General features: G+C 57.7%; 17 protein-coding genes. 4 read left to right on the top strand and 13 right to left on the bottom strand.

Annotated features, from left to right (window positions below):
* Window positions 1-1,053 (bottom strand): alpha/beta fold hydrolase, encoded by a 1,053-nt coding sequence (locus JO965_RS37725; RefSeq protein ID WP_203445912.1) that lies wholly within the window; start codon window positions 1,051-1,053, stop codon window positions 1-3.
* Between the two features lie 221 nt (window positions 1,054-1,274).
* Here JO965_RS37725 and JO965_RS37720 point away from each other — a divergent pair, with 221 nt between their 5' ends.
* Window positions 1,275-1,691, top strand: coding sequence for an organic hydroperoxide resistance protein (locus JO965_RS37720; RefSeq protein WP_203445911.1), 417 nt, complete (start codon window positions 1,275-1,277; stop codon window positions 1,689-1,691).
* Between the two features lie 318 nt (window positions 1,692-2,009).
* Window positions 2,010-2,177, top strand: coding sequence for a hypothetical protein (locus tag JO965_RS37715; protein WP_203445910.1), 168 nt, complete (start codon window positions 2,010-2,012; stop codon window positions 2,175-2,177).
* Window positions 2,178-2,218: 41 nt separating this feature from the next.
* On the opposite strand, the gene JO965_RS37710 is transcribed toward JO965_RS37715, so the two are convergent.
* A complete protein-coding gene (locus tag JO965_RS37710) occupies window positions 2,219-3,532 on the bottom strand; it encodes a HAMP domain-containing sensor histidine kinase (RefSeq protein ID WP_203445909.1) in 1,314 nt (437 codons plus the stop codon).
* 2 nt (window positions 3,533-3,534) lie between these two features.
* Window positions 3,535-4,275, bottom strand: a complete 741-nt coding sequence (locus JO965_RS37705; protein ID WP_203445908.1) for a response regulator — start codon at window positions 4,273-4,275, stop codon at window positions 3,535-3,537.
* Window positions 4,276-4,621: 346 nt separating this feature from the next.
* Here JO965_RS37705 and JO965_RS37700 point away from each other — a divergent pair, with 346 nt between their 5' ends.
* Window positions 4,622-6,388 (top strand): cytochrome c biogenesis protein DipZ, encoded by a 1,767-nt coding sequence (locus JO965_RS37700; protein WP_203445907.1) that lies wholly within the window; start codon window positions 4,622-4,624, stop codon window positions 6,386-6,388.
* Window positions 6,389-7,275: 887 nt separating this feature from the next.
* Here the strand turns inward: JO965_RS37700 and trxB are convergent.
* The 9 genes from trxB to JO965_RS37660 all read right to left on the bottom strand — a co-directional run bounded on the left by trxB (window position 7,276) and on the right by JO965_RS37660 (window position 15,719).
* The gene (gene trxB, locus JO965_RS37695) at window positions 7,276-8,280 is read right to left on the bottom strand and encodes a thioredoxin-disulfide reductase (protein WP_203445906.1); all 1,005 of its coding nucleotides are present in this window, start codon (window positions 8,278-8,280) and stop codon (window positions 7,276-7,278) included.
* On the bottom strand, window positions 8,277-8,498 hold the full coding sequence (locus JO965_RS49780) for a DUF1127 domain-containing protein (protein WP_203445905.1): 222 nt from the start codon (window positions 8,496-8,498) through the stop codon (window positions 8,277-8,279). The genes trxB and JO965_RS49780 overlap by 4 nt, the downstream gene beginning before the upstream one ends.
* Before the next feature lie 490 nt (window positions 8,499-8,988).
* Window positions 8,989-9,696, bottom strand: coding sequence for an IS6 family transposase (locus JO965_RS37685; RefSeq protein WP_203445904.1), 708 nt, complete (start codon window positions 9,694-9,696; stop codon window positions 8,989-8,991).
* 316 nt (window positions 9,697-10,012) lie between these two features.
* Window positions 10,013-12,082: a C1 family peptidase gene (locus tag JO965_RS37680; RefSeq protein ID WP_246777125.1), complete on the bottom strand. Its 2,070-nt coding sequence runs from the start codon at window positions 12,080-12,082 to the stop codon at window positions 10,013-10,015.
* A gap of 331 nt (window positions 12,083-12,413) precedes the next feature.
* Complete coding sequence (locus tag JO965_RS37675) at window positions 12,414-12,617, bottom strand: hypothetical protein (RefSeq protein WP_203445902.1); 204 nt, start codon at window positions 12,615-12,617, stop codon at window positions 12,414-12,416.
* A gap of 217 nt (window positions 12,618-12,834) precedes the next feature.
* Window positions 12,835-13,968: a hypothetical protein gene (locus JO965_RS37670; protein ID WP_203445901.1), complete on the bottom strand. Its 1,134-nt coding sequence runs from the start codon at window positions 13,966-13,968 to the stop codon at window positions 12,835-12,837.
* Between the two features lie 186 nt (window positions 13,969-14,154).
* Window positions 14,155-14,352, bottom strand: coding sequence for a helix-turn-helix domain-containing protein (locus JO965_RS48565; RefSeq protein ID WP_246777203.1), 198 nt, complete (start codon window positions 14,350-14,352; stop codon window positions 14,155-14,157).
* Between the two features lie 65 nt (window positions 14,353-14,417).
* Window positions 14,418-14,876 (bottom strand): Crp/Fnr family transcriptional regulator, encoded by a 459-nt coding sequence (locus JO965_RS48560; protein WP_246777124.1) that lies wholly within the window; start codon window positions 14,874-14,876, stop codon window positions 14,418-14,420.
* A gap of 705 nt (window positions 14,877-15,581) precedes the next feature.
* Window positions 15,582-15,719 carry a hypothetical protein gene (locus JO965_RS37660; RefSeq protein ID WP_203445900.1) on the bottom strand — a complete coding sequence of 46 codons (138 nt, stop codon included), beginning with the start codon at window positions 15,717-15,719 and terminating at the stop codon, window positions 15,582-15,584.
* 260 nt (window positions 15,720-15,979) lie between these two features.
* Here JO965_RS37660 and JO965_RS37655 point away from each other — a divergent pair, with 260 nt between their 5' ends.
* The gene (locus tag JO965_RS37655) at window positions 15,980-16,303 is read left to right on the top strand and encodes a hypothetical protein (protein WP_203445899.1); all 324 of its coding nucleotides are present in this window, start codon (window positions 15,980-15,982) and stop codon (window positions 16,301-16,303) included.
* A gap of 349 nt (window positions 16,304-16,652) precedes the next feature.
* On the opposite strand, the gene JO965_RS48550 is transcribed toward JO965_RS37655, so the two are convergent.
* On the bottom strand, window positions 16,653-17,105 hold the full coding sequence (locus JO965_RS48550; protein ID WP_246777123.1) for a hypothetical protein: 453 nt from the start codon (window positions 17,103-17,105) through the stop codon (window positions 16,653-16,655).
* Window positions 17,106-17,148 lie beyond the last annotated feature (43 nt).

Genomic DNA, 17,148 nt, shown 5'->3' with positions numbered 1-17,148 from the left:
TCAAGCACGATCGGCATCAACAATCGCCTGGGCGAAGGCGTGTGGGGCCTCCTGAGGCAGGTTGTGGCCTATCCCGCCAGTGATCAGGCGATGCTCATACTTGCCGGAGAACTTCTTGGCATACACAGCCGGATCCGGGTGAGGTGCGCCATTGGCATCACCTTCGAGAGTGATCGATGGGATGCTGATCACCGGGAATTCAGCCAGACGGCGCTCGAGGTCGTCGTACCGGCGCTCGCCGTCTGCCAAGCCAAGCCTCCAGCGGTAGTTATGGATCGCAATCGCGACATGATCGGGATTGTCGAAGGCGGCGGCGCTACGATTGAATGTCGCCTCGTCGAAATCCCACTTTGGTGAGGCGAGTTGCCAGATCAGCTTGGCGAACTCGCGTCGGTACTTCTCATACCCAAGGCGCCCACGCTCTGTAGAAAAGTAATATTGATACCACCATTGCAGCTCAGCCTGAGGTGGCAGCGGCATCTGGTTGAGTGCCTGGCTGCCAATAAGATAGCCGCTCACGGAGACCATCGCCTTGAACCGCTCCGGCCAGAGCACCGCAAGGATGTTGGCGGTGCGCGCGCCCCAGTCGCAGCCGGCCACGACCGCCTTCTCGATCCTGAGAACATCCATCAGGGCAATGATATCGACGGCGATCGCCGACTGTTGGCCGTTACGGTGCGTATCGCTCTTGAGGAATTGCGTGCTTCCGTACCCACGCAAATAGGGCACGATCACCCGATAATCTGCCTCGGCAAGAACGGGCGCGACGTCAACATAGGTGTAAATGTCATAAGGCCAGCCGTGCAGCAGGATCACAGGCGTGCCATTGGAAGGACCGGCCTCCGCGTACCCAACATTCAGGACGCCTGCCTCGACCTGCTTAAGCGAGGAGAAGGATGTATGAGCGCCTCGCGTTAGCGGCGGAAGCCGGGATAGGGCTGCAGTGGGTACCTGCGCACGTGCGGCGCCCATCATCCCAAGTTGCGAGGCCGCCGCCGTTAGGGCAGCCAAGCCCACGAAGTTGCGCCTCGAACGGTCGATACTCTCTGTCATCGCTTTATCCCTCTGATGAATGAACCGGAGCCATAGAACAGGACCGTCGTGTGTCTCCATTGTGTTCGCTTGGACGCCTTTTGTAAGCTTTTGTATCAGGATCCCTGAACGAAACGTGCGCTTACAATTCGGGCCGATCTGCAAACATCCCGGATACGTAGTTCCGGCATCTGTTGGCTACGCTGACAGCACAATCCTCAGCGATGCAAGGAGCCGACACCATGTCAAAGATTGAAAAGGTTCTCTACACCGGCAAGACTCGCACGACCGGCGGACGCGATGGTACATCGCGCAGCGACGACGGTCGTCTCGATATCCAGCTATCTCACTTCGTGGGAAAGGGAAGCGGTACAAATCCCGAGCAGCTCTTTGCAGCCGGCTGGTCGGCCTGCTTCCTCGGCGCGATCGCCAAAGCAGCCTCCAAGCGGAAGATTGAGCTTCCGAAGGACCACGCGATCAATGCGGAGGTCGATATTGGTCAAACCGGCGATGCCTTCTCCCTCCAGGCTCGTCTCAATGTAAGCCTCCCGGGCATCGAACCGGAGACCGCCCGGGCTCTCGTCGATGAGGCCCACCAGACGTGCCCTTATTCCAAGGCCACGCGCGGCAACATCGATGTCGCAATCAACCTGATTTAAGGCCCGTCCAGGCGGGGGCTGCAAGCGGCGCTTTGCCGAACAGCTGGCTTTCCGAGGTGTGACTCCCCCGTGGCGCCATAGCCATGGGGGCTGTCACTCCGAGTTCAATTCTAGAGAATCTGCCTCTTACTGGAGATCGTTATGGGTGTTCCCATTTGGCTTAAGATTGGCGATGGCAGCGGCATTCCTCCATCGATGCGGCGGGCGTGCCCGGTTTGGCTTATCGCCGACAGTTCCAGCTTGGTCGGCCTCTCCGTTGCCAAGGACGTTGTCTAGCGTAGGCATCGGGTCATCCTCGCAGCCCGCGACACAACAGCGATGCAGGATCTTGTCAGGGGATTTCCGCATACGACTGTTGTTGTCGCACTCCCCGGCACGACGCCGGACGACATTTCTCGTATGGTTCAGGAAGCGAAGGACCAGTTCAGGCCGATCGAGGTCCTCGTCAATACCCCAGGTGTCGGCAGTCTTCCGTCCCTTGGATGATGGCGGCACCCTCCGTTGCGTGAGTGGGTGTCGAGGTGGGGTCAGCCAAGGACAATCTCCGCGGCAAGGCCCCCGCCAGACCGGTTCTTGAGGTTGAGCGAACCGTCGATTGCCAAGGCCAGTTGCTGGGCTATGGCCAGGCCAAGACCGGTTCCTCCCGTATCCCGGTTCCGGGACTGCTCCAGCCGATAGAAGGGCTGAAGGACAGCTTCGAGTTGCCCATCGGGAATCCCCGGGCCGCGATCGAGGACAACGATGTAAATTTTTCCATCCGGCTTCCTCCCGACATCGACTTCCGCCTCTCCAGCAAACTTCAGGGCATTGTCGATGAGATTCGTCAGGATCCGCCGGAGAGCATGGGGCCGTGTGGTCACGACGGCATCAATCGTCTGTAGAGCTTTTACGGCCTTCCCCGTATCCTGATAATCGGAGACGATGCTCTCAACGAAAGAACCGACATCGATCCGAGCCGGCTTTTCGACGTTGCCATGTGCTGTCCTGGCATAAGCCACACCCTCGCGCACAAGTCGCTCAATCTCCGAGAGGTCGCTGAGAAGTTTCTCCTTTCCCGGGCCATCCTCAGCGACCTCGGCACGGAGTTTCATGCGCGTAATGGGCGTCTGAAGATCATGCGAGATCGCAGCCAGGATCTGGACCCGCTCCTTGAGGTAGTGGGTGATCCGGTCCTGCATCGTGTTAAAAGCTGTCGCCGCGTAGGCGACTTCTGCCGGTCCGGTTTCATCGAGCCGAGCCACCTCTTTGCTAGGATCCAAGGCCTCGGCCGCCATTGCGAGCCGGTGAAGCGGCCTGATTGCCGAGCGGACAGCAATGTAGGTGCACAGCAAGAGAAGGGCGAGTTGTGCTAACAGAACATAGGGAAGCCACGAGGCGAGCGGCATGACCCTTGGACGTAAGTCGATCGTCACTTGAGAGCCATCACTAAGTGTCACATGAGCTTGAACCCGTTGCCGTACGCCCGGAATGGTTTCAATGGTAACTGGCAGCCGCTGTCCTACCGCTGTCTGGATGATGTCTGCGACCTCTTTGCCCAGCCCGCTCAGCTCGGGAACGCCAGGGAGACCTGGCCCGAGCTCATATCGATAGTTCCCCCGCTCCAGCGTGGCAATCCATTGATGGCGCTCGCCTGCTGGCAGGCGATCGAGCAGGGCCAGAGAGATCCCGACGTCCTTCTCCAAGTTGCCGAGCATCATCGTCTTGGCGGCCGTGTAACGCTCAAGGAACAGGACCCCAAACGAAAGAACGTGCGCTACGGCTAATCCGGCAAAGAGGATGAGAAACAGCTGCCATCGTAAGGTTCGCGGCAGTTGAAAGAGCCTGCGATGCCAGCTTTCCATGATCATTGCCGTGCCGTCGTGATCTCGACCGGCATTGCGAGTACATAGCCTTCGCTGCGGACGGTCTTGATATAGGCGGGTTCGCGAGCCTCGTCGCGGAGGCGTTGCCTAAGCCGGCTGACGAGCAAATCGATCGATCGGTCGAAGAGTTCGGATTCGCGTCCTTGTGTCAGGTTGAGCAACTGATCCCGTGTGAGAACACGTTGTGGATGGTCCAGGAAGACACGAAGCAGGCGGTACTCGGCGCCGCTCAACGCAACGGCAGTTCCCTCCTTGTCGAGCAGGTGCCTCATCGTCGTATCGAGTTGCCAATCGCCGAAGGTCAACAATTGGCCGGCTTCCGTCACCTGCAGGTTCGGCGGCATCATGCGCGTGCGGCGCAGCACCGCCTTGATCCTAGCAAGCAGCTCCCGAGCGGCGAATGGCTTTACCAGATAATCGTCGGCGCCCATCTCGAGGCCAACGATTTTGTCAGTCTCGTCACTTCGTGCGGTCAGCATCAGGATCGGCGTCGATTTGTGCTTTCCCGCCCGAAGTTCGCGACAGAGAACCAGCCCGTCATCCCCCGGAATCATAATGTCAAGGACAATGAGATCGACCCGGTTGGCTTCGAGAAACGTCCGCATTTGCCGTCCGTCAGCAGCGACGGTTGCGCGGAGACCATTCTTCTTCAGGTAATCGGCAACGAGTTCTCTGATTTCGCGATCGTCATCGACGATCAGGATGTGGTCTGTATGCTCCATGTCCATCACCGCAGATTGTGCCGAGCCACTTTAGCATCCCGATTTACGTGAGCATCCCACCTCCCATCGGAGATTTGTACCTTTCTGTATCCAGCCGATGCAATGATACACGTCCTGACAAAAAATTCCTTTTCGGCTGCCAAACCCATCAACGCGACGCTCCGGGCGGACCCTTTGAGACGTTACTTTGCGGCAATTGGGTGCGATCCTGCGCTCCAGGCACCTACACTGCGATACACTTCGGCCTGTCCTGGACACATGCCAGATACTTCAAGCTGAACAGATGCGGGTCGCGTTCGCCCCGGCCAGTGCACCAGCGCATTGACCCCATCCGAGAGGCCCGGCCATGACCCTGTTCATCGTTTCCTATCTGGCAGGAGTGCTGACGATCGTCAGTCCTTGTATCCTTCCGATCCTGCCATTTGTCTTTTCCAGGACGGACCAGCCGTTTGCCAGAAGCATCCTGCCGATGGCGTTGGGCATGGCCGGCACATTTGCGGCGGTCGCGACCCTTGCTGCCGTCGGCGGAAGTTGGGCGGTGCATGCAAACGAAATCGCGCGCGCTGCTGCCATCGCCTTGCTCGCTGTATTTGGCGTGACCCTCGTCTCGGCACGCGCGGCCGCCTTCCTGACCCGGCCCGTGGTTGCCCTTGGGGGACGCTTGTCTGGGGTTGCGCCCTCAGATCGGCCAAGTGCCAGTGGATCAATGCTCCTGGGAGCCGCGACAGGGCTCCTCTGGGCGCCCTGCGCCGGCCCGATCCTGGGATTGGTTCTGACGGGAGCCGCTCTCCAGGGAGCCAATTTGCAGACATCGTTGCTGTTGCTGGCCTACTCCGCCGGTGCGGCAACATCCTTGGCGCTGGCCGTCCTGGCAGGGGGACGGGTCTTTGCGATGATGAAGCGATCGATCGGTGTCAGCCACCGCGTTCAACAGGCCATGGGCATAGCAGTTCTTGCAGGCGTTGCAGCAATTGTCCTCGGCCTCGACACCGGCCTATTGGCACGCCTGTCCTACGCCAGCACAGCCGGGATCGAACAATCGTTGCTAGATCAGGTTCAGAGCAAGCCCGATGCCATCTCGACGAGTTCCGTAGGATCAGACGCGACTCTAGCCGTCAACAAGGCTGGTCAGGGCTATCGCAGCAGCTTGCCACTCGAAGGCAAGTTCCCGTCCCTTGATGGGGCCGTGAAGTGGCTGAACTCCGGGCCACTGACGACTGAACAACTGCGCGGCAAGGTCGTCCTCATCGGCTTCTGGACCTATTCCTGCATCAACTGCATTCGCACGATGCCGTACGTACGGGCCTGGGCCGAGAAGTACAAGGATCAGGGTCTCGTCGTGATCGGCGTCCATGCTCCCGAGTTCGCGTTCGAAAAGCGCATCCACAACGTCGAGCGTGCGGTCCAGAATTTCGGGATCACCTACCCGGTGGCGATCGACAACGACTTCAAGATCTGGCGCGCCTTCAGAAACAGCTATTGGCCTGCCCACTACTTTATCGATCCGCGAGGACAGATCAGGCACCACCACTTCGGCGAAGGCGACTACGAGGAGTCGGAGCGTGTCATTCAGGAACTGCTGGCGGAAGGCGGGACACAAAGAGCAGACAAGGGCTTCGTCGCGCCGGACGCAAAAGGAGCGGAAGCTGCAGCTGACTTCGACAGCGTCCAATCGGGCGAGACCTATCTCGGTTACAAAAGAGCCTCCAACTTCGCGTCGCCTGAACAGGTTGGCGCCGACGAAGCGCAGGTCTATTCCGCCGGACGTTTACAGCTCAACGAATGGGCTCTCGCCGGGAACTGGACCATTGGATCTGAGGAGGCTGTGCTCAATCAGTCAGGAGGGGCGATCTCCTACAAATTCTGCGCCAGGGACCTGCACTTGGTCCTTGGGCCCAGCCGCGACGGCAGACCGGTACGGTTTCAAGTCACGATCGATGGCAAAGCACCAGGGACAAACCGTGGTACCGATATCGACGCCAACGGGAATGGGACGGTTTCGGAGATCCGGCTCTACCAGTTGATCCGCCAAGATGATGATGTAGGAGAGCGCACTTTCGGAATTCGGTTTCTTGATCCCGGTGTTGAGGCATACGTGTTCACGTTTGGCTAGGAAGGCTGAATTCTGTCAACCGAAACAACCGTCATTTTGCGGATCGTTGGATGCCATGCCAGTTTGTTTATGACTGGCGTCGGGAATCATCGCCTGTCCGATGATGCGCAACCGCATCTGGGACAGGATGCGACGCGTGTAGAATGTCGCGAAAATGCAATCTGAACGCCGGAGTACTCAATTGATGCTAAGGGCAGTGCTGATCTCATTGATAGGGCTGAGCGCGACTATGCCTGCGTTCGCCAGCTCGGATGACGCTTGGCGGGCAATGCGACAGAAGGTGCGCAGCGGATGTCTCGCAAAGGCGAACGCGACTGGCCTTGGTAAGGTGAACGTCAGTGTGGATCCATTCGGAACGCAAAGTTATGGCACTGCCATTCTCTTCAAGCGCAGAGCTTCCAGACAAGCAGGTCTGGCCTACATATGCGTGATGGACAAGAAGACGGGAGAGGTTGAGATCGGAGGAGAACTGACGCTGCAATGATTGGCACTCAAGCCAGAATTGACCATGCGGGCCAACGGACTGTGAGTTACAGCATCCTGGGCGCCGTCCCTCAACGATGCACTCTCATAGCCTGCTCAGGCTTCAGTTGCGTTCCATCACATCAAATTGCTCACCCGCCTCAAAGCATCCTTTTCCACGAGGCTCGGGCCCGTTCGGTTAGCCGACCGAGACCCCTGATAGCTACCAGATCAATCGACAGATCTGCGGGAGGAACCTTGCTCCTCTGGTGATTCGCACCTTCGAAACGCACTGCCATAAACGGACTTCTCGTCCAAATGGTCCAGCGGCGCTCCGAACGCGGCCCATCGGCCCACGCGGCGCCTATTACGCTTCTTATTGTAGCGACCAGCTTTTGCCTGTACTAGCTGACACGTACTCGATCTTAGTCCCATACACCGATCATCTGCTGATCACGCTGTTCGATCAACTGGGTAACCGGAACAGGTGAATGCTCGGCCAGGAATTTGTCGGCTTCCAAGGCTGCCATGCTCCCCATGCCGGCGGAACTGATAGCCTGCCTGAACACCGGGTCGATGACATCGCCGGCGGCCATGCACCCGGCAACGGAGGTTTTCGTCGACCAGGAGCCGACCGTGATGTAGCCGGCCTCGTCCATTTCAAGCTGACCACGAAACAGCTTGGTCGCGGGATCATGGCCGATGGCAACGAAAAGGCCGTCTGTGGGGAGCTCCTTCGTCTCGCCTGTGTTCACATCACGGATCCGAACTCCAGTCACCGCCTTCATCGGCTCCTGTTTGCCAAGGACCTCGTCGATGACGTGGTTCCAGATCACCTCAACGTTCGGCTTGGCCAGGAGGCGATCCTGCAGAATGGGCTCCGCCCTGAGGCGATCACGGCGATGGATGATCGTGACTTTGGAAGCAAGGTTCGACAGGTAGAGCGCTTCCTCCGCGGCTGTGTTCCCGCCTCCCACAACCACGACTTCTTTGTTGCGATAGAAGAAGCCGTCACAGGTTGCACAGGCAGAAACCCCGTACCCGTTGAAGATCTCTTCCGAGGGCAATCTGAGCCAGCGAGCCTGGGCGCCCGTTGCGATGATGAGGGCCTCAGCGATGTACGTATCTCCGGAGTCCCCTTGGGCGTGGAACGGGCGCCTGGAGAGATCAACAGAGGTGATGGTGTCATACACCAGATTGGTGCCGACATTCTCTGCTTGCTGCCGCATCTGCTCCATCAGCCATGGCCCTTGAATGGGCTCCGCGAACCCAGGGTAGTTCTCGACATCCGTCGTGATCGTGAGCTGGCCGCCCGGCTGAATGCCGGTCACGAGAAGCGGCTTGCGGTTGGCGCGAGCCGCGTAGATGGCGGCGGTGTAGCCGGCCGGTCCTGCTCCGATGATCAGGACCTCGGTGCGATGCGTGGTCATAGGGTGGTCTCCGATTTCGAGGGTGGCGGATGCATGCACCCGTTGGAAGGCCTCGCTGCCCGAGCCGAAGCATACGAGGACCTTGTGACGGCATCGATCTCGTTACGGGAGATGCCGAGGTCATCGAGCTCGTGCTCGGAGTAAAGCAACAGCTCACGGACGGACGCACGATACCGCTGGTAGGCGCGGATCCTGGAAAGAAGAAAAGCGACGAACATGGGAATTCTCCGTTTGCAGCTGAAGCAATGGCTTCTTTCAATAGAGGTGATCCTGCCAGCCGGCTGGACTACAAAACAGGCCCAAGACTGAATGAAAGGACTGTACCGTCGCTCGCTCGATGGCAATTGACTGGTCGACGGCGCTATCGGGCTTGAGGATCAAATAGTCCTTGGCCAAAGGGATTATGCGGGATAGAGGCGCTGCAGTTTGGTGCGCGCTTGGACGGTCGTGAAACGCCAATGAGCTGTGGCTCTAAGTAGGTCGCCATAAGAGTTGCAACGGGAGAGCTGCGGGTGTTCCCTGGGGAGCATGCAACGACATGATCACTCTCCCGAGACGTGGCTCGACGAGGCGGATCGCAAGCGGCTGGCCGCAGCTCTTGCTGGCGCCCGTGAGGCCCGTGTGTATCGCCCCTCGAGGCGGTACTGTCAAGTTGATGCCTAATGGACAAAGTTGAAGTGGGCGGAGCCGTTAGGTCGGTCCAAGCGATTATACGAAGGCAGCACCGGTCGCATCGCGGTAATTGGCGAAGGCGTGATCACGCGCAATCCGGTACTCATTGGCAGGCAGGCGATGACGGCGGAGTTGGAAGTGGTTGTGGATCGGGCTATGGGTTGAGAGAAACTGCTGGGCCTGTTGAGCCGACTTGAATCGCCTCATGTGGCGCTCCTGCCGTCGGGTGGGTTGGTGTGGGACCTCACAGCGGTTGTTCAGGAATCGGCTCTGGCGATGTTCAACACCCTCCAGGATCTCGCGGTTAGCGGCGCCATAGGATCCGAGTTTATCCGTCACGATGACTCTGGGCGTGTAGCACAAACCCTTCAGCAGCTTGCGAAAGAAGCGCTTGGCCGCCTTCGTGTTACGACGGCTCTGGACCAGCACATCGAGCACGTTCCCGTGCTGATCGACGGCTCGCCAGAGGTAGTGCAGTTTGCCTCGGATGCGGACAAACACTTCGTCCAGGAACCACTTGTCACCGGGTTGCGGTCGGCGCCGCTTGAGGCTGTTGGCATAGGCTCGCCCGAAGCGCAGGCTCCACTCGCGAATGGTTTCATAGCTGACCACGATGCCTCGCGCCGCGAGGATCAGCTCGACTTCGCGCAAGCTCAGGCCGAAGCAGTGATACAACCAGACCGCTTGGTTGATGATCTCAGGCGGGAAGCGGAAGCCTCGGTACGGGTTGGATGTTGTGCTCATGTCCAAGACTCTGCCACAGGTCCCGAACCTTCGCCAACCTGACAGTACCAGCGCCAGTCCTTTTCTTGTCTGCTCTCCCAATTTGCGACGCAACCGGGCAGAATGCCTCTCCCGGAGAGAAGCAAGAGCTCGCGAGGAGTGCGCTCTACCTAGAGGTTGATAAGAGAATGCTTGACGTGGAGGTGCCGAATAGAGAAGGGTCAGCGGTCATGCAGCACCGCGCTTATAGGCCGGCGACATGACCGCACCCGCCAGGCCCAAACATCATCAACAATCACATTGCCAAACGAGCGCCATCCAGACATGACGACGCCTCTCAGAATTGCAGATCTCTGACTGTGAACTTTCGAGGTGGCGTTGCGTCGAGGATGCGGGCCATCACCGAGTTCAGTGTATCTGGGTCATTGTCAAAGCCACCATGCGAGTTGCTCCTGGACACACCGAGCCCTTTTTTTGCTCGTTCACCCGCCACCACAATCGAGTTCTGCAGGAGTGAGACAACAGCGGGATCGGGAGTTGAGTCGTCTGGACCCGCTGCTTTGCGCAGGTACTTCTCCATGCCTAAAAGTGGCACACCGCGCCTTCCCTCGAAAGCATTGCTCACGAGGTACAGCAGGGATTTGCCATAAGGACCGACATCGTCGTCCCGCTCTCCTGTGTCGCTGAGGACAAAAATGTCAGGTATGGGACAGCGTTTCTTCTCAATGAGCGGCAGCATCCGGTCCTTGAAGAGATCGACTGTCATGGCGGGAGCCATCAGCTGCAGCGTCTTCAGGCTGATGCCACATGAGAGAAAATGGGGCAGGGCATAGGCTGCATAGATCGATCCTGCGCTGTGGCCGACCACGTGCAACTCCCAATCGCGTAGGTCGTTCGCCTTTAGGCCAGAAGTTGCAGCCTTCACGCATTTCGCCAGGACCTGCATCGCGCCCCTTTTGTCGGGGTGTTCCGAGGAGAGCTTGGCGTTTTCCTTCATCTCGCGCCACAACGCGGATCCAGGTCCGGCTGCCGTGAGTTCAAGGGTCCAGTCCTTGGCCTCAATCAGATTATCTCTCGTCTTCCTGAGCCAATCGGCGACTCCGCCTGCACGCTCATCAGTATCGGTGAAGATGTCGGCAATCATGTGTCGGAGAGCGTCCATCACGCCCGACTCCCACATGATGTGCAGTGGATAAATCTCATTCGCCAGGAGAACATCCCGGAACGCCACAATCCGGCGCGCGACGGCATCCTCGTCGTTGAGCCCCCCATGCAGGTAGAGCAGCACGCGCCGTTTGCTCCAGCTTTTCGTCTGCTCAGGGATAACCTCCTCAAACAGCCGTACGACGTCGTCCTCGGTGGTCCAGTAATTGCCGGATCGGGACAGCTCTCCGTTGTTGCCGACATCAACAACAAAAGGTCTGACGTCGGCAAGTGGAATTGCGGTCGCGGCTCGGTGCAGACCAGCAGTCGTATCGGCGACGTTACTCCGCTCCCATAAGTCTGTTGTGACCGGAACACCAAGCTGCGCAGCCCAGACGTCGGTCGCATGGAGCATCCAGTCCTCGTACGGCAGAAGTGCGAAGCCTCTCTCGCCCCAGTCCTCTCCCCAGGAATTTTGAACTATAAACCCGTTTTCAGTGTAGCCGACGACAGCTACGGCATGACCGCTGTCGGCGCGCCCTTTCCTTTGAATGACAGGAAGACTGATCTGCCGCTTGGATCCAGATTCGAAGTAGTCAATGATCTGCGTTGTAGGCCCAGGCTCGAACCAGCCATCGTGAACCATCAGAGTCGCATAGAGGATCCCGATCTCGGCAAGAGCCCCATGCATGTCACGCACCTCGCGGTGCATGACACGGTAGAATGCTCCACCTGGGATTCGCCGCGACTCCTGTGCGAGGTCCGGAGTGAAATGGTGAGCCCCATGTTTTTTGTCAGGCCAACTCCTTCTCAGACAGACGCCGTGTCGAACCCAGCCTTTCATGGCTCCCCGGGCCGATGAGCCGGAATAGGCTTCACCGGGCCACTCATCGTAGCGCCGTGCAAGCTCATAGAGCATCCGAGGACTCACGGACTCATCTTGGTAGCGCCCGCGCAGATGGTAATTGACAACTGCAGCAAGGGCGAAGCCGGTGCAGGCACCCTCAGTTCCCTGATCCAGGATCAGCGGAACCCGGTCACAGTTCACAAGAATGTCGGGGAGCGGAAACAGCCGGGGCTGGTAAAACCAATCTCGAATATCGATCCGGTCCGGCACAGCGTCGAGCCGCCTGCCTGACCGCAATCCTACTGGCTGAGAAGAGCCAGGTGTGCGGCGGCTTGAGGCGAGCGGACGCGTTGTCTTCGGACCAGATGGATCAGAGATTCTTGAGGATGCAGACTTTCGAGCCGGTCGCTTTGCCATGCGTGTGCCTCCGCCATCGCATCAACCTTAAAATGAGGGTATGTTTTGGACAAGAAGTACGATGTAAATATGCTGAAACTCTGATGAGGATTATACTCACCTGATGCTCGGTAGCTTCTTGATTACTCAGTTGGGGTGGGTTCAGCCTTGATGTGGCCGCCCTCATTATTTTGGCAGTCACACAGTTTGGTGATACGGGCCGAGGCGTGACGGGCGCCATCCAGGCTCACGATGCCCGTCGGAGATCGGTGCGGCTCCTCAAAGCGTCCTTGGTGTGGAACTCGGCTCAAATTTCTAGAGCCGCTTCCGCAGCGGATTGGCTGTGTAGTGTTCAGCCGAATGCAAGGAAGTGACGAAGGCGGCTTTGGAGTGGGGTCGATCCATCAAACTTGCGCGTCTCGCCCTCAGGGTCGCGCGGTTCGGCAGCTAATGCAGCGATGATCGCTGGAGCCGCGGCGCCGATGTTCATCACTTGATTGCCGCTCATCGGTTCTGAATCGTAGAAGGTCGCAATCAGGCTGCCGACGACAATCATGGCAGTCGTTAATGTCCGGTAACAGTTGTGATCCAAGGCTAGTTCGGAACGGTGCTGCTCGTACGCATCGCAATCGTCCGAAACAGGTTCTGGGATCGCCTGGAACGCGCAGCCTAAACGCCCGACACTTCCTCATACTCCCGATTACATTGATGAACTGCGGATCTAGCAAGCGAGGAGTCCAGCACCTGCCGCCCTCCGTGTAGTGCTTTGATCGTTATCCATAAACGCCCTCAATCTTCTTCCACATATCCAGCAACGACATCACGGTGCTGATCAATAGAGCGCCCTGTGCACCCGCAAATTTCCCGAGTGTTACAAAATCGATTGGCCAAGTGGGGATGGTTCGCTGATGGAGATAAGTGCCGCGCAATGACTCAATCTGCGCAAGGCGGGCCGCCAGTTCCTTATGGTCGGTGTCCGCCCCAGACGCGAGGAGCGTCTCCTCAAGATCGGCGATCCGTCTGGCTAACGCGTGCCCTTGGGCTTCATAGACCGCGGTGTCTTCCTCCATGAAGCGATGGATACTAAGGAGAGGAACAGCGAAAGCCCCGATACTCAGAAGCACTATCCCGATCAAGCTGCCGGCGAAGACGGACGCGAAAACCTGGGCGCCATGGTCACTTCTGCCGCTTGTCCCGTAGAAGACCAGAAGCCAGCCACTCAAGTACACACCGACGGCAACGAGGATCAAGGAGAGGAAGAGGAACAAGCGCCCGATGGCGCCCAATCCCGCACATCCATCCGGGAAGAAGGGCCGAATCTTCAAAGCACGTTTTTGTCCCAACTGCCGGAATTCCCACCCGGTAACCAGAGCTTTCCAAGCGGCTACACCCGCGGCATATCCCAACAATATATCAATAGCCACCAAGGTCGTCCAAGCGAGGGCGAGATCGAGCCGCATGTTCCCCAGATCCGGCCATCGAAGCCAATAAAACCAATAAACGCCGAGCCCACACGCAATACCCATGATGGTTCCAACAGGATGATTCAGGCGACGTGTGAAATCCTCCGCTAATTGCTGCGCCGCCCGTTCGTCCAAAGCGCCGGTTTCGCGCAAGCGGGAAAAAACACCAGGAACCCTTTTGAACAGAAAGGACTTGGTGAGACCACCAACTATAATAAACATTGGATAAAAGGAAATTTCAATCGGCGCCGGCCACTTCGTCTCGCAGGTGAGCGGATAATTCATATGACAGTAGTGCGTATAATATACAATTAAACTGAGGCTAATGCCAGTAAATAACCAATAATAATCGATTGCGATCCTCGCAAGGGTCTCCTTGACAACCGTCTTTCCTGTGATTGGCCGAGCTGGCGTTTCGATTGCTGCTATATTAGCATCAGACATTACTTAAGTTCTTTGGCATTTGTTAGCAGGGACTTAACTTTGATACGCCTCCGCGCTGCCTGCCGGCTGGACTGGCATCTAAGAATAGAGGATGCGCGTCTCCACGGCTGCCCGCAATACAAAACCTGATGCGCTCCAAGGACGAAGTAGTCATAATCAGGGTAAGGCCGAGAGCATGCAACGTACCTACTCCTCCGGCTCTGGTGGTGCGAGCGGCAAGAGTTGTAAGTACTTCGCGCGCAGAATGCGGTAACACTCACATGCCGCACTTTCGAGGCGAGGACGGTCGAGGATTGTGATTTTCCCTCGCCCTTGGTGGATCAGGCCATTGTCCTGGAGAGCCCTGGTGATTGCGCTCACCGTTGACCGCTGAACGCCCAGCATCTCAGCCAGATACTCGTGTGTGAGAGGCACATCTTCGCGGCCGGTCCTGTCACTTGAGGCGATGATCAGCGGCAACAGCGGGCTTCAACACTATGAACGGCATTGCAGGCCACCGACTGGAGGGTAAGTGCCATCAACACTTCAGTGTACCTCAGGATCATGTGTTGAATGCCTGGCCAAGCAGCAACTACCTTGCCCATCCTCTCAGCATCCATGCGCAAGGCTGCTCCAGGGATCTGGACGAAATAGCGTCCAAAGGAGGCGAGCGGGATGCCACCAAACGACAGGCCAACCATGCCCTCACGGCCGAACGTCGCCATCTCGACAACCCGGCCATCAACCATATCCCGAACGAGCGAAACAATGGCCGTTTGAGGAAAATAGATATGTTGAAGTTGTTCACCTTGATGGGCGAGTTCCATTCCCCGTGGCAGGTCCACCTGGTCAAGGTAAGGCTCCAAGCGGTTGAGGTCTTCTGAACTCAAGGTCGCTAGAAGGCGGTTTTTGGGATAGCCGGCCGTCATTCAACTCTACGCCGATGCACAAGCACTTAGCCTATACTTCTAATGTTAGGATTAAAGAGCAAATGTAGGATAATGAGCTCGTCTTAATGGGTAGGCCGCAGCAGCGGAATGCTATCGAGCAAGCTAAATCCCGCGCACGGGTAGAGCCGAACAGCGTTCTGTGGAAGGCTTGATACGCACCATAGCCTTGCATTGTGTATGGCCGAAGGGCGTAAACGACCTGTGCCTCTCTCCGGGCCAGTGATGCTTGCGGATTCCCATGGTCACGCCAGGAAGGGCAAGGCCCTCTGCTATCAGGTTCGCGTCACCGGCTCGGGAGGTTGTGCCTCCCCGGCTTTCTCGTCCGGAACGGTTTCGATGATGTCAGCTAAGGCTCTCAGATCCAGATTGGCAGCCTTGAGCACCTTGGCGAGAGATTCAGTTGATGGCCATCGTTCGCGACATGGGAACTAAGCCGCTTAGAGCGATTGAATGTCGTCGCATCCAAGCCGGCGCTTTTCGCCAGAGCAGAAACCGACATCCCTTGCGCCTCGGCAATGGCATCAATGGCAGCCCAAATCTGTTTGTGAGTGAACATCCTTCTCTCCGCGCCTTAGAGGAATAAGATGCCCCACTCGGGGCGGGAGCAGAGTTTCAGTCGGGGTAAACTGCCTTTGCGTGATGCCGCCCAAAGAGAGAATGCTCAGAACTATTTAACGAAATGCTTTATGCCTTGCCCTCGTTCATGTGCAGGACGTCGAGGATGAGGGAAAGGCCGATGCTGTGGCCTGTTTCCAATCTCTCTTCGAGGGCATGGTCCAGTTCGTCCACCGTTGAGACTGTTGCGGGATCCAGAGCAGCCATCCGCGCCCATACGAGCCCCTTAGGTGTCTTCGACGCACTCTCGTCACTCCACCACATCCCGCCTTCCGCCGACGCGGGTGCGGCTCCGAACACTCAGAAAGAAAAACATGCCAGCTTATACAGCGGACTTTCATGTATCCAAGAGGATTAATCCCTCAGCCGAATAACCTGTTGCTTTGGATTAATCGCCAATACCCTCATCGAAAAGGGGAGTGCTGGCATAAAATAGTATCTGCTGTTGTGAATTCTTGGAGGCCGAAATGCTCATGGAGACAGTCAGCCGCCCCAAGAGGAATGTAGCAAGTGGCAACGCAAGCTCGCCCGTGGGAACTCGAGCCATCGAAACGGCGACCAGCTGGTCGACTGAACATGAGTACCAACGGGATATCGTTGAATTTCTAGCTCATTGTTGGCAGAGGAATGCACGCGCCATTGACGAGCTCACGTCGTGCAAACGCTTGAGTGAGTTAATTGTGGTGCAGTCCAAGTGGGCCTGGGAAGCCGAACAGGATCATCGCACTATGCTGGGCAAAATCCTGCTCTACCCCTGGAAGATCCTGTTCCGCCCCGGGCAGGTTCACTAACAGTCAACAGCGCTCCACCACACCCCACTCTCCGCTGACGGGGGCGGGGGATGCGGCTACGCTCAAGCCCGTGGCTGCGGGAATGATGGTGTCCTGGTTGGCACCTCCCGAGGCGTCGTTGGAGGCACACCTAACGGCTCTCCGTTGGGCACTTCAGCGGGCGTGGTTGGCGGGAGGCCTCAGGCTCCTCATTCCCCGGCAAGCCAGGCGGGCTAGCAGGTGGTAGGACAGGATTAGGACTAGGTGCTGGCGTGTCAGGCTGCGGAGATGGCGGAGAAGGAACGTCCGGCTGTTGCGGATCTGACATCACGCATAACCTCCCTTTCGGCAACTTGACCGTCTTGAGCCATCAACTCAACTCAGCCGTTTCGAATAGCGGGTGGGGTATGAAGAAACCAGAGTTAATGATGCACTCGCTGCTGTTGAGATATCGATCAAGCATCCGGTCCGGGCGAGGGCAGTATTGGGTTTGCGCCCGACAGGTCCCGAATCCAAGCACGTCACTGGTCACCTTGATCCCGTCCTCTCTCTGTGCGAGCTTAACCACCTCGCGGCTTATCTCATGACCGTGAATAGCGACGATGTAGTTTTGCGTTCTGATCAGAGGCTGCTTGGTGATCGTCTCCGCAAGGTCGGCTATGGACCACCGTATCAAGGGGGCAGCCTCATGGATGTACAGCTTTATCCCAATGAGCCTCAGCTTCATATCAGCAAGCTCACGAGCGTCCTGCGCGTGAATGCGGTAAACATCGATGAAGGTCACAGGTGTCTCGGCCACTGGTTTCCTCGCGGTTGATGCCATCACAAATCTCGATATCGCCGAGGATGATACCTCCGCATCCTCA

The organism is Microvirga sp. VF16, assembly GCF_016864375.1.
Lineage (GTDB): Bacteria > Pseudomonadota > Alphaproteobacteria > Rhizobiales > Beijerinckiaceae > Microvirga.
The sequence above is the reverse complement of the archived record's forward strand: the minus strand, read 5'-3'. Positions and strand labels throughout refer to the sequence as shown.

What these genes read in the sequence shown, in the direction of transcription:
- JO965_RS37725 (WP_203445912.1), bottom strand. Translation starts at nt 1,053, where the DNA reads ATGACAGAGAGTATCGACCGTTCGAGGCGCAACTTCGTGGGCTTGGCT.
- JO965_RS37720 (WP_203445911.1), top strand. Translation starts at nt 1,275, where the DNA reads ATGTCAAAGATTGAAAAGGTTCTCTACACCGGCAAGACTCGCACGACC.
- JO965_RS37715 (WP_203445910.1), top strand. Translation starts at nt 2,010, where the DNA reads ATGCAGGATCTTGTCAGGGGATTTCCGCATACGACTGTTGTTGTCGCA.
- JO965_RS37710 (WP_203445909.1), bottom strand. Translation starts at nt 3,532, where the DNA reads ATGGAAAGCTGGCATCGCAGGCTCTTTCAACTGCCGCGAACCTTACGA.
- JO965_RS37705 (WP_203445908.1), bottom strand. Translation starts at nt 4,275, where the DNA reads ATGGAGCATACAGACCACATCCTGATCGTCGATGACGATCGCGAAATC.
- JO965_RS37700 (WP_203445907.1), top strand. Translation starts at nt 4,622, where the DNA reads ATGACCCTGTTCATCGTTTCCTATCTGGCAGGAGTGCTGACGATCGTC.
- trxB (WP_203445906.1), bottom strand. Translation starts at nt 8,280, where the DNA reads ATGACCACGCATCGCACCGAGGTCCTGATCATCGGAGCAGGACCGGCC.
- JO965_RS49780 (WP_203445905.1), bottom strand. Translation starts at nt 8,498, where the DNA reads ATGTTCGTCGCTTTTCTTCTTTCCAGGATCCGCGCCTACCAGCGGTAT.
- JO965_RS37685 (WP_203445904.1), bottom strand. Translation starts at nt 9,696, where the DNA reads ATGAGCACAACATCCAACCCGTACCGAGGCTTCCGCTTCCCGCCTGAG.
- JO965_RS37680 (WP_246777125.1), bottom strand. Translation starts at nt 12,082, where the DNA reads ATGGCAAAGCGACCGGCTCGAAAGTCTGCATCCTCAAGAATCTCTGAT.
- JO965_RS37675 (WP_203445902.1), bottom strand. Translation starts at nt 12,617, where the DNA reads ATGATTGTCGTCGGCAGCCTGATTGCGACCTTCTACGATTCAGAACCG.
- JO965_RS37670 (WP_203445901.1), bottom strand. Translation starts at nt 13,968, where the DNA reads ATGTCTGATGCTAATATAGCAGCAATCGAAACGCCAGCTCGGCCAATC.
- JO965_RS48565 (WP_246777203.1), bottom strand. Translation starts at nt 14,352, where the DNA reads ATGCTGGGCGTTCAGCGGTCAACGGTGAGCGCAATCACCAGGGCTCTC.
- JO965_RS48560 (WP_246777124.1), bottom strand. Translation starts at nt 14,876, where the DNA reads ATGACGGCCGGCTATCCCAAAAACCGCCTTCTAGCGACCTTGAGTTCA.
- JO965_RS37660 (WP_203445900.1), bottom strand. Translation starts at nt 15,719, where the DNA reads ATGGCTGCTCTGGATCCCGCAACAGTCTCAACGGTGGACGAACTGGAC.
- JO965_RS37655 (WP_203445899.1), top strand. Translation starts at nt 15,980, where the DNA reads ATGCTCATGGAGACAGTCAGCCGCCCCAAGAGGAATGTAGCAAGTGGC.
- JO965_RS48550 (WP_246777123.1), bottom strand. Translation starts at nt 17,105, where the DNA reads ATGGCATCAACCGCGAGGAAACCAGTGGCCGAGACACCTGTGACCTTC.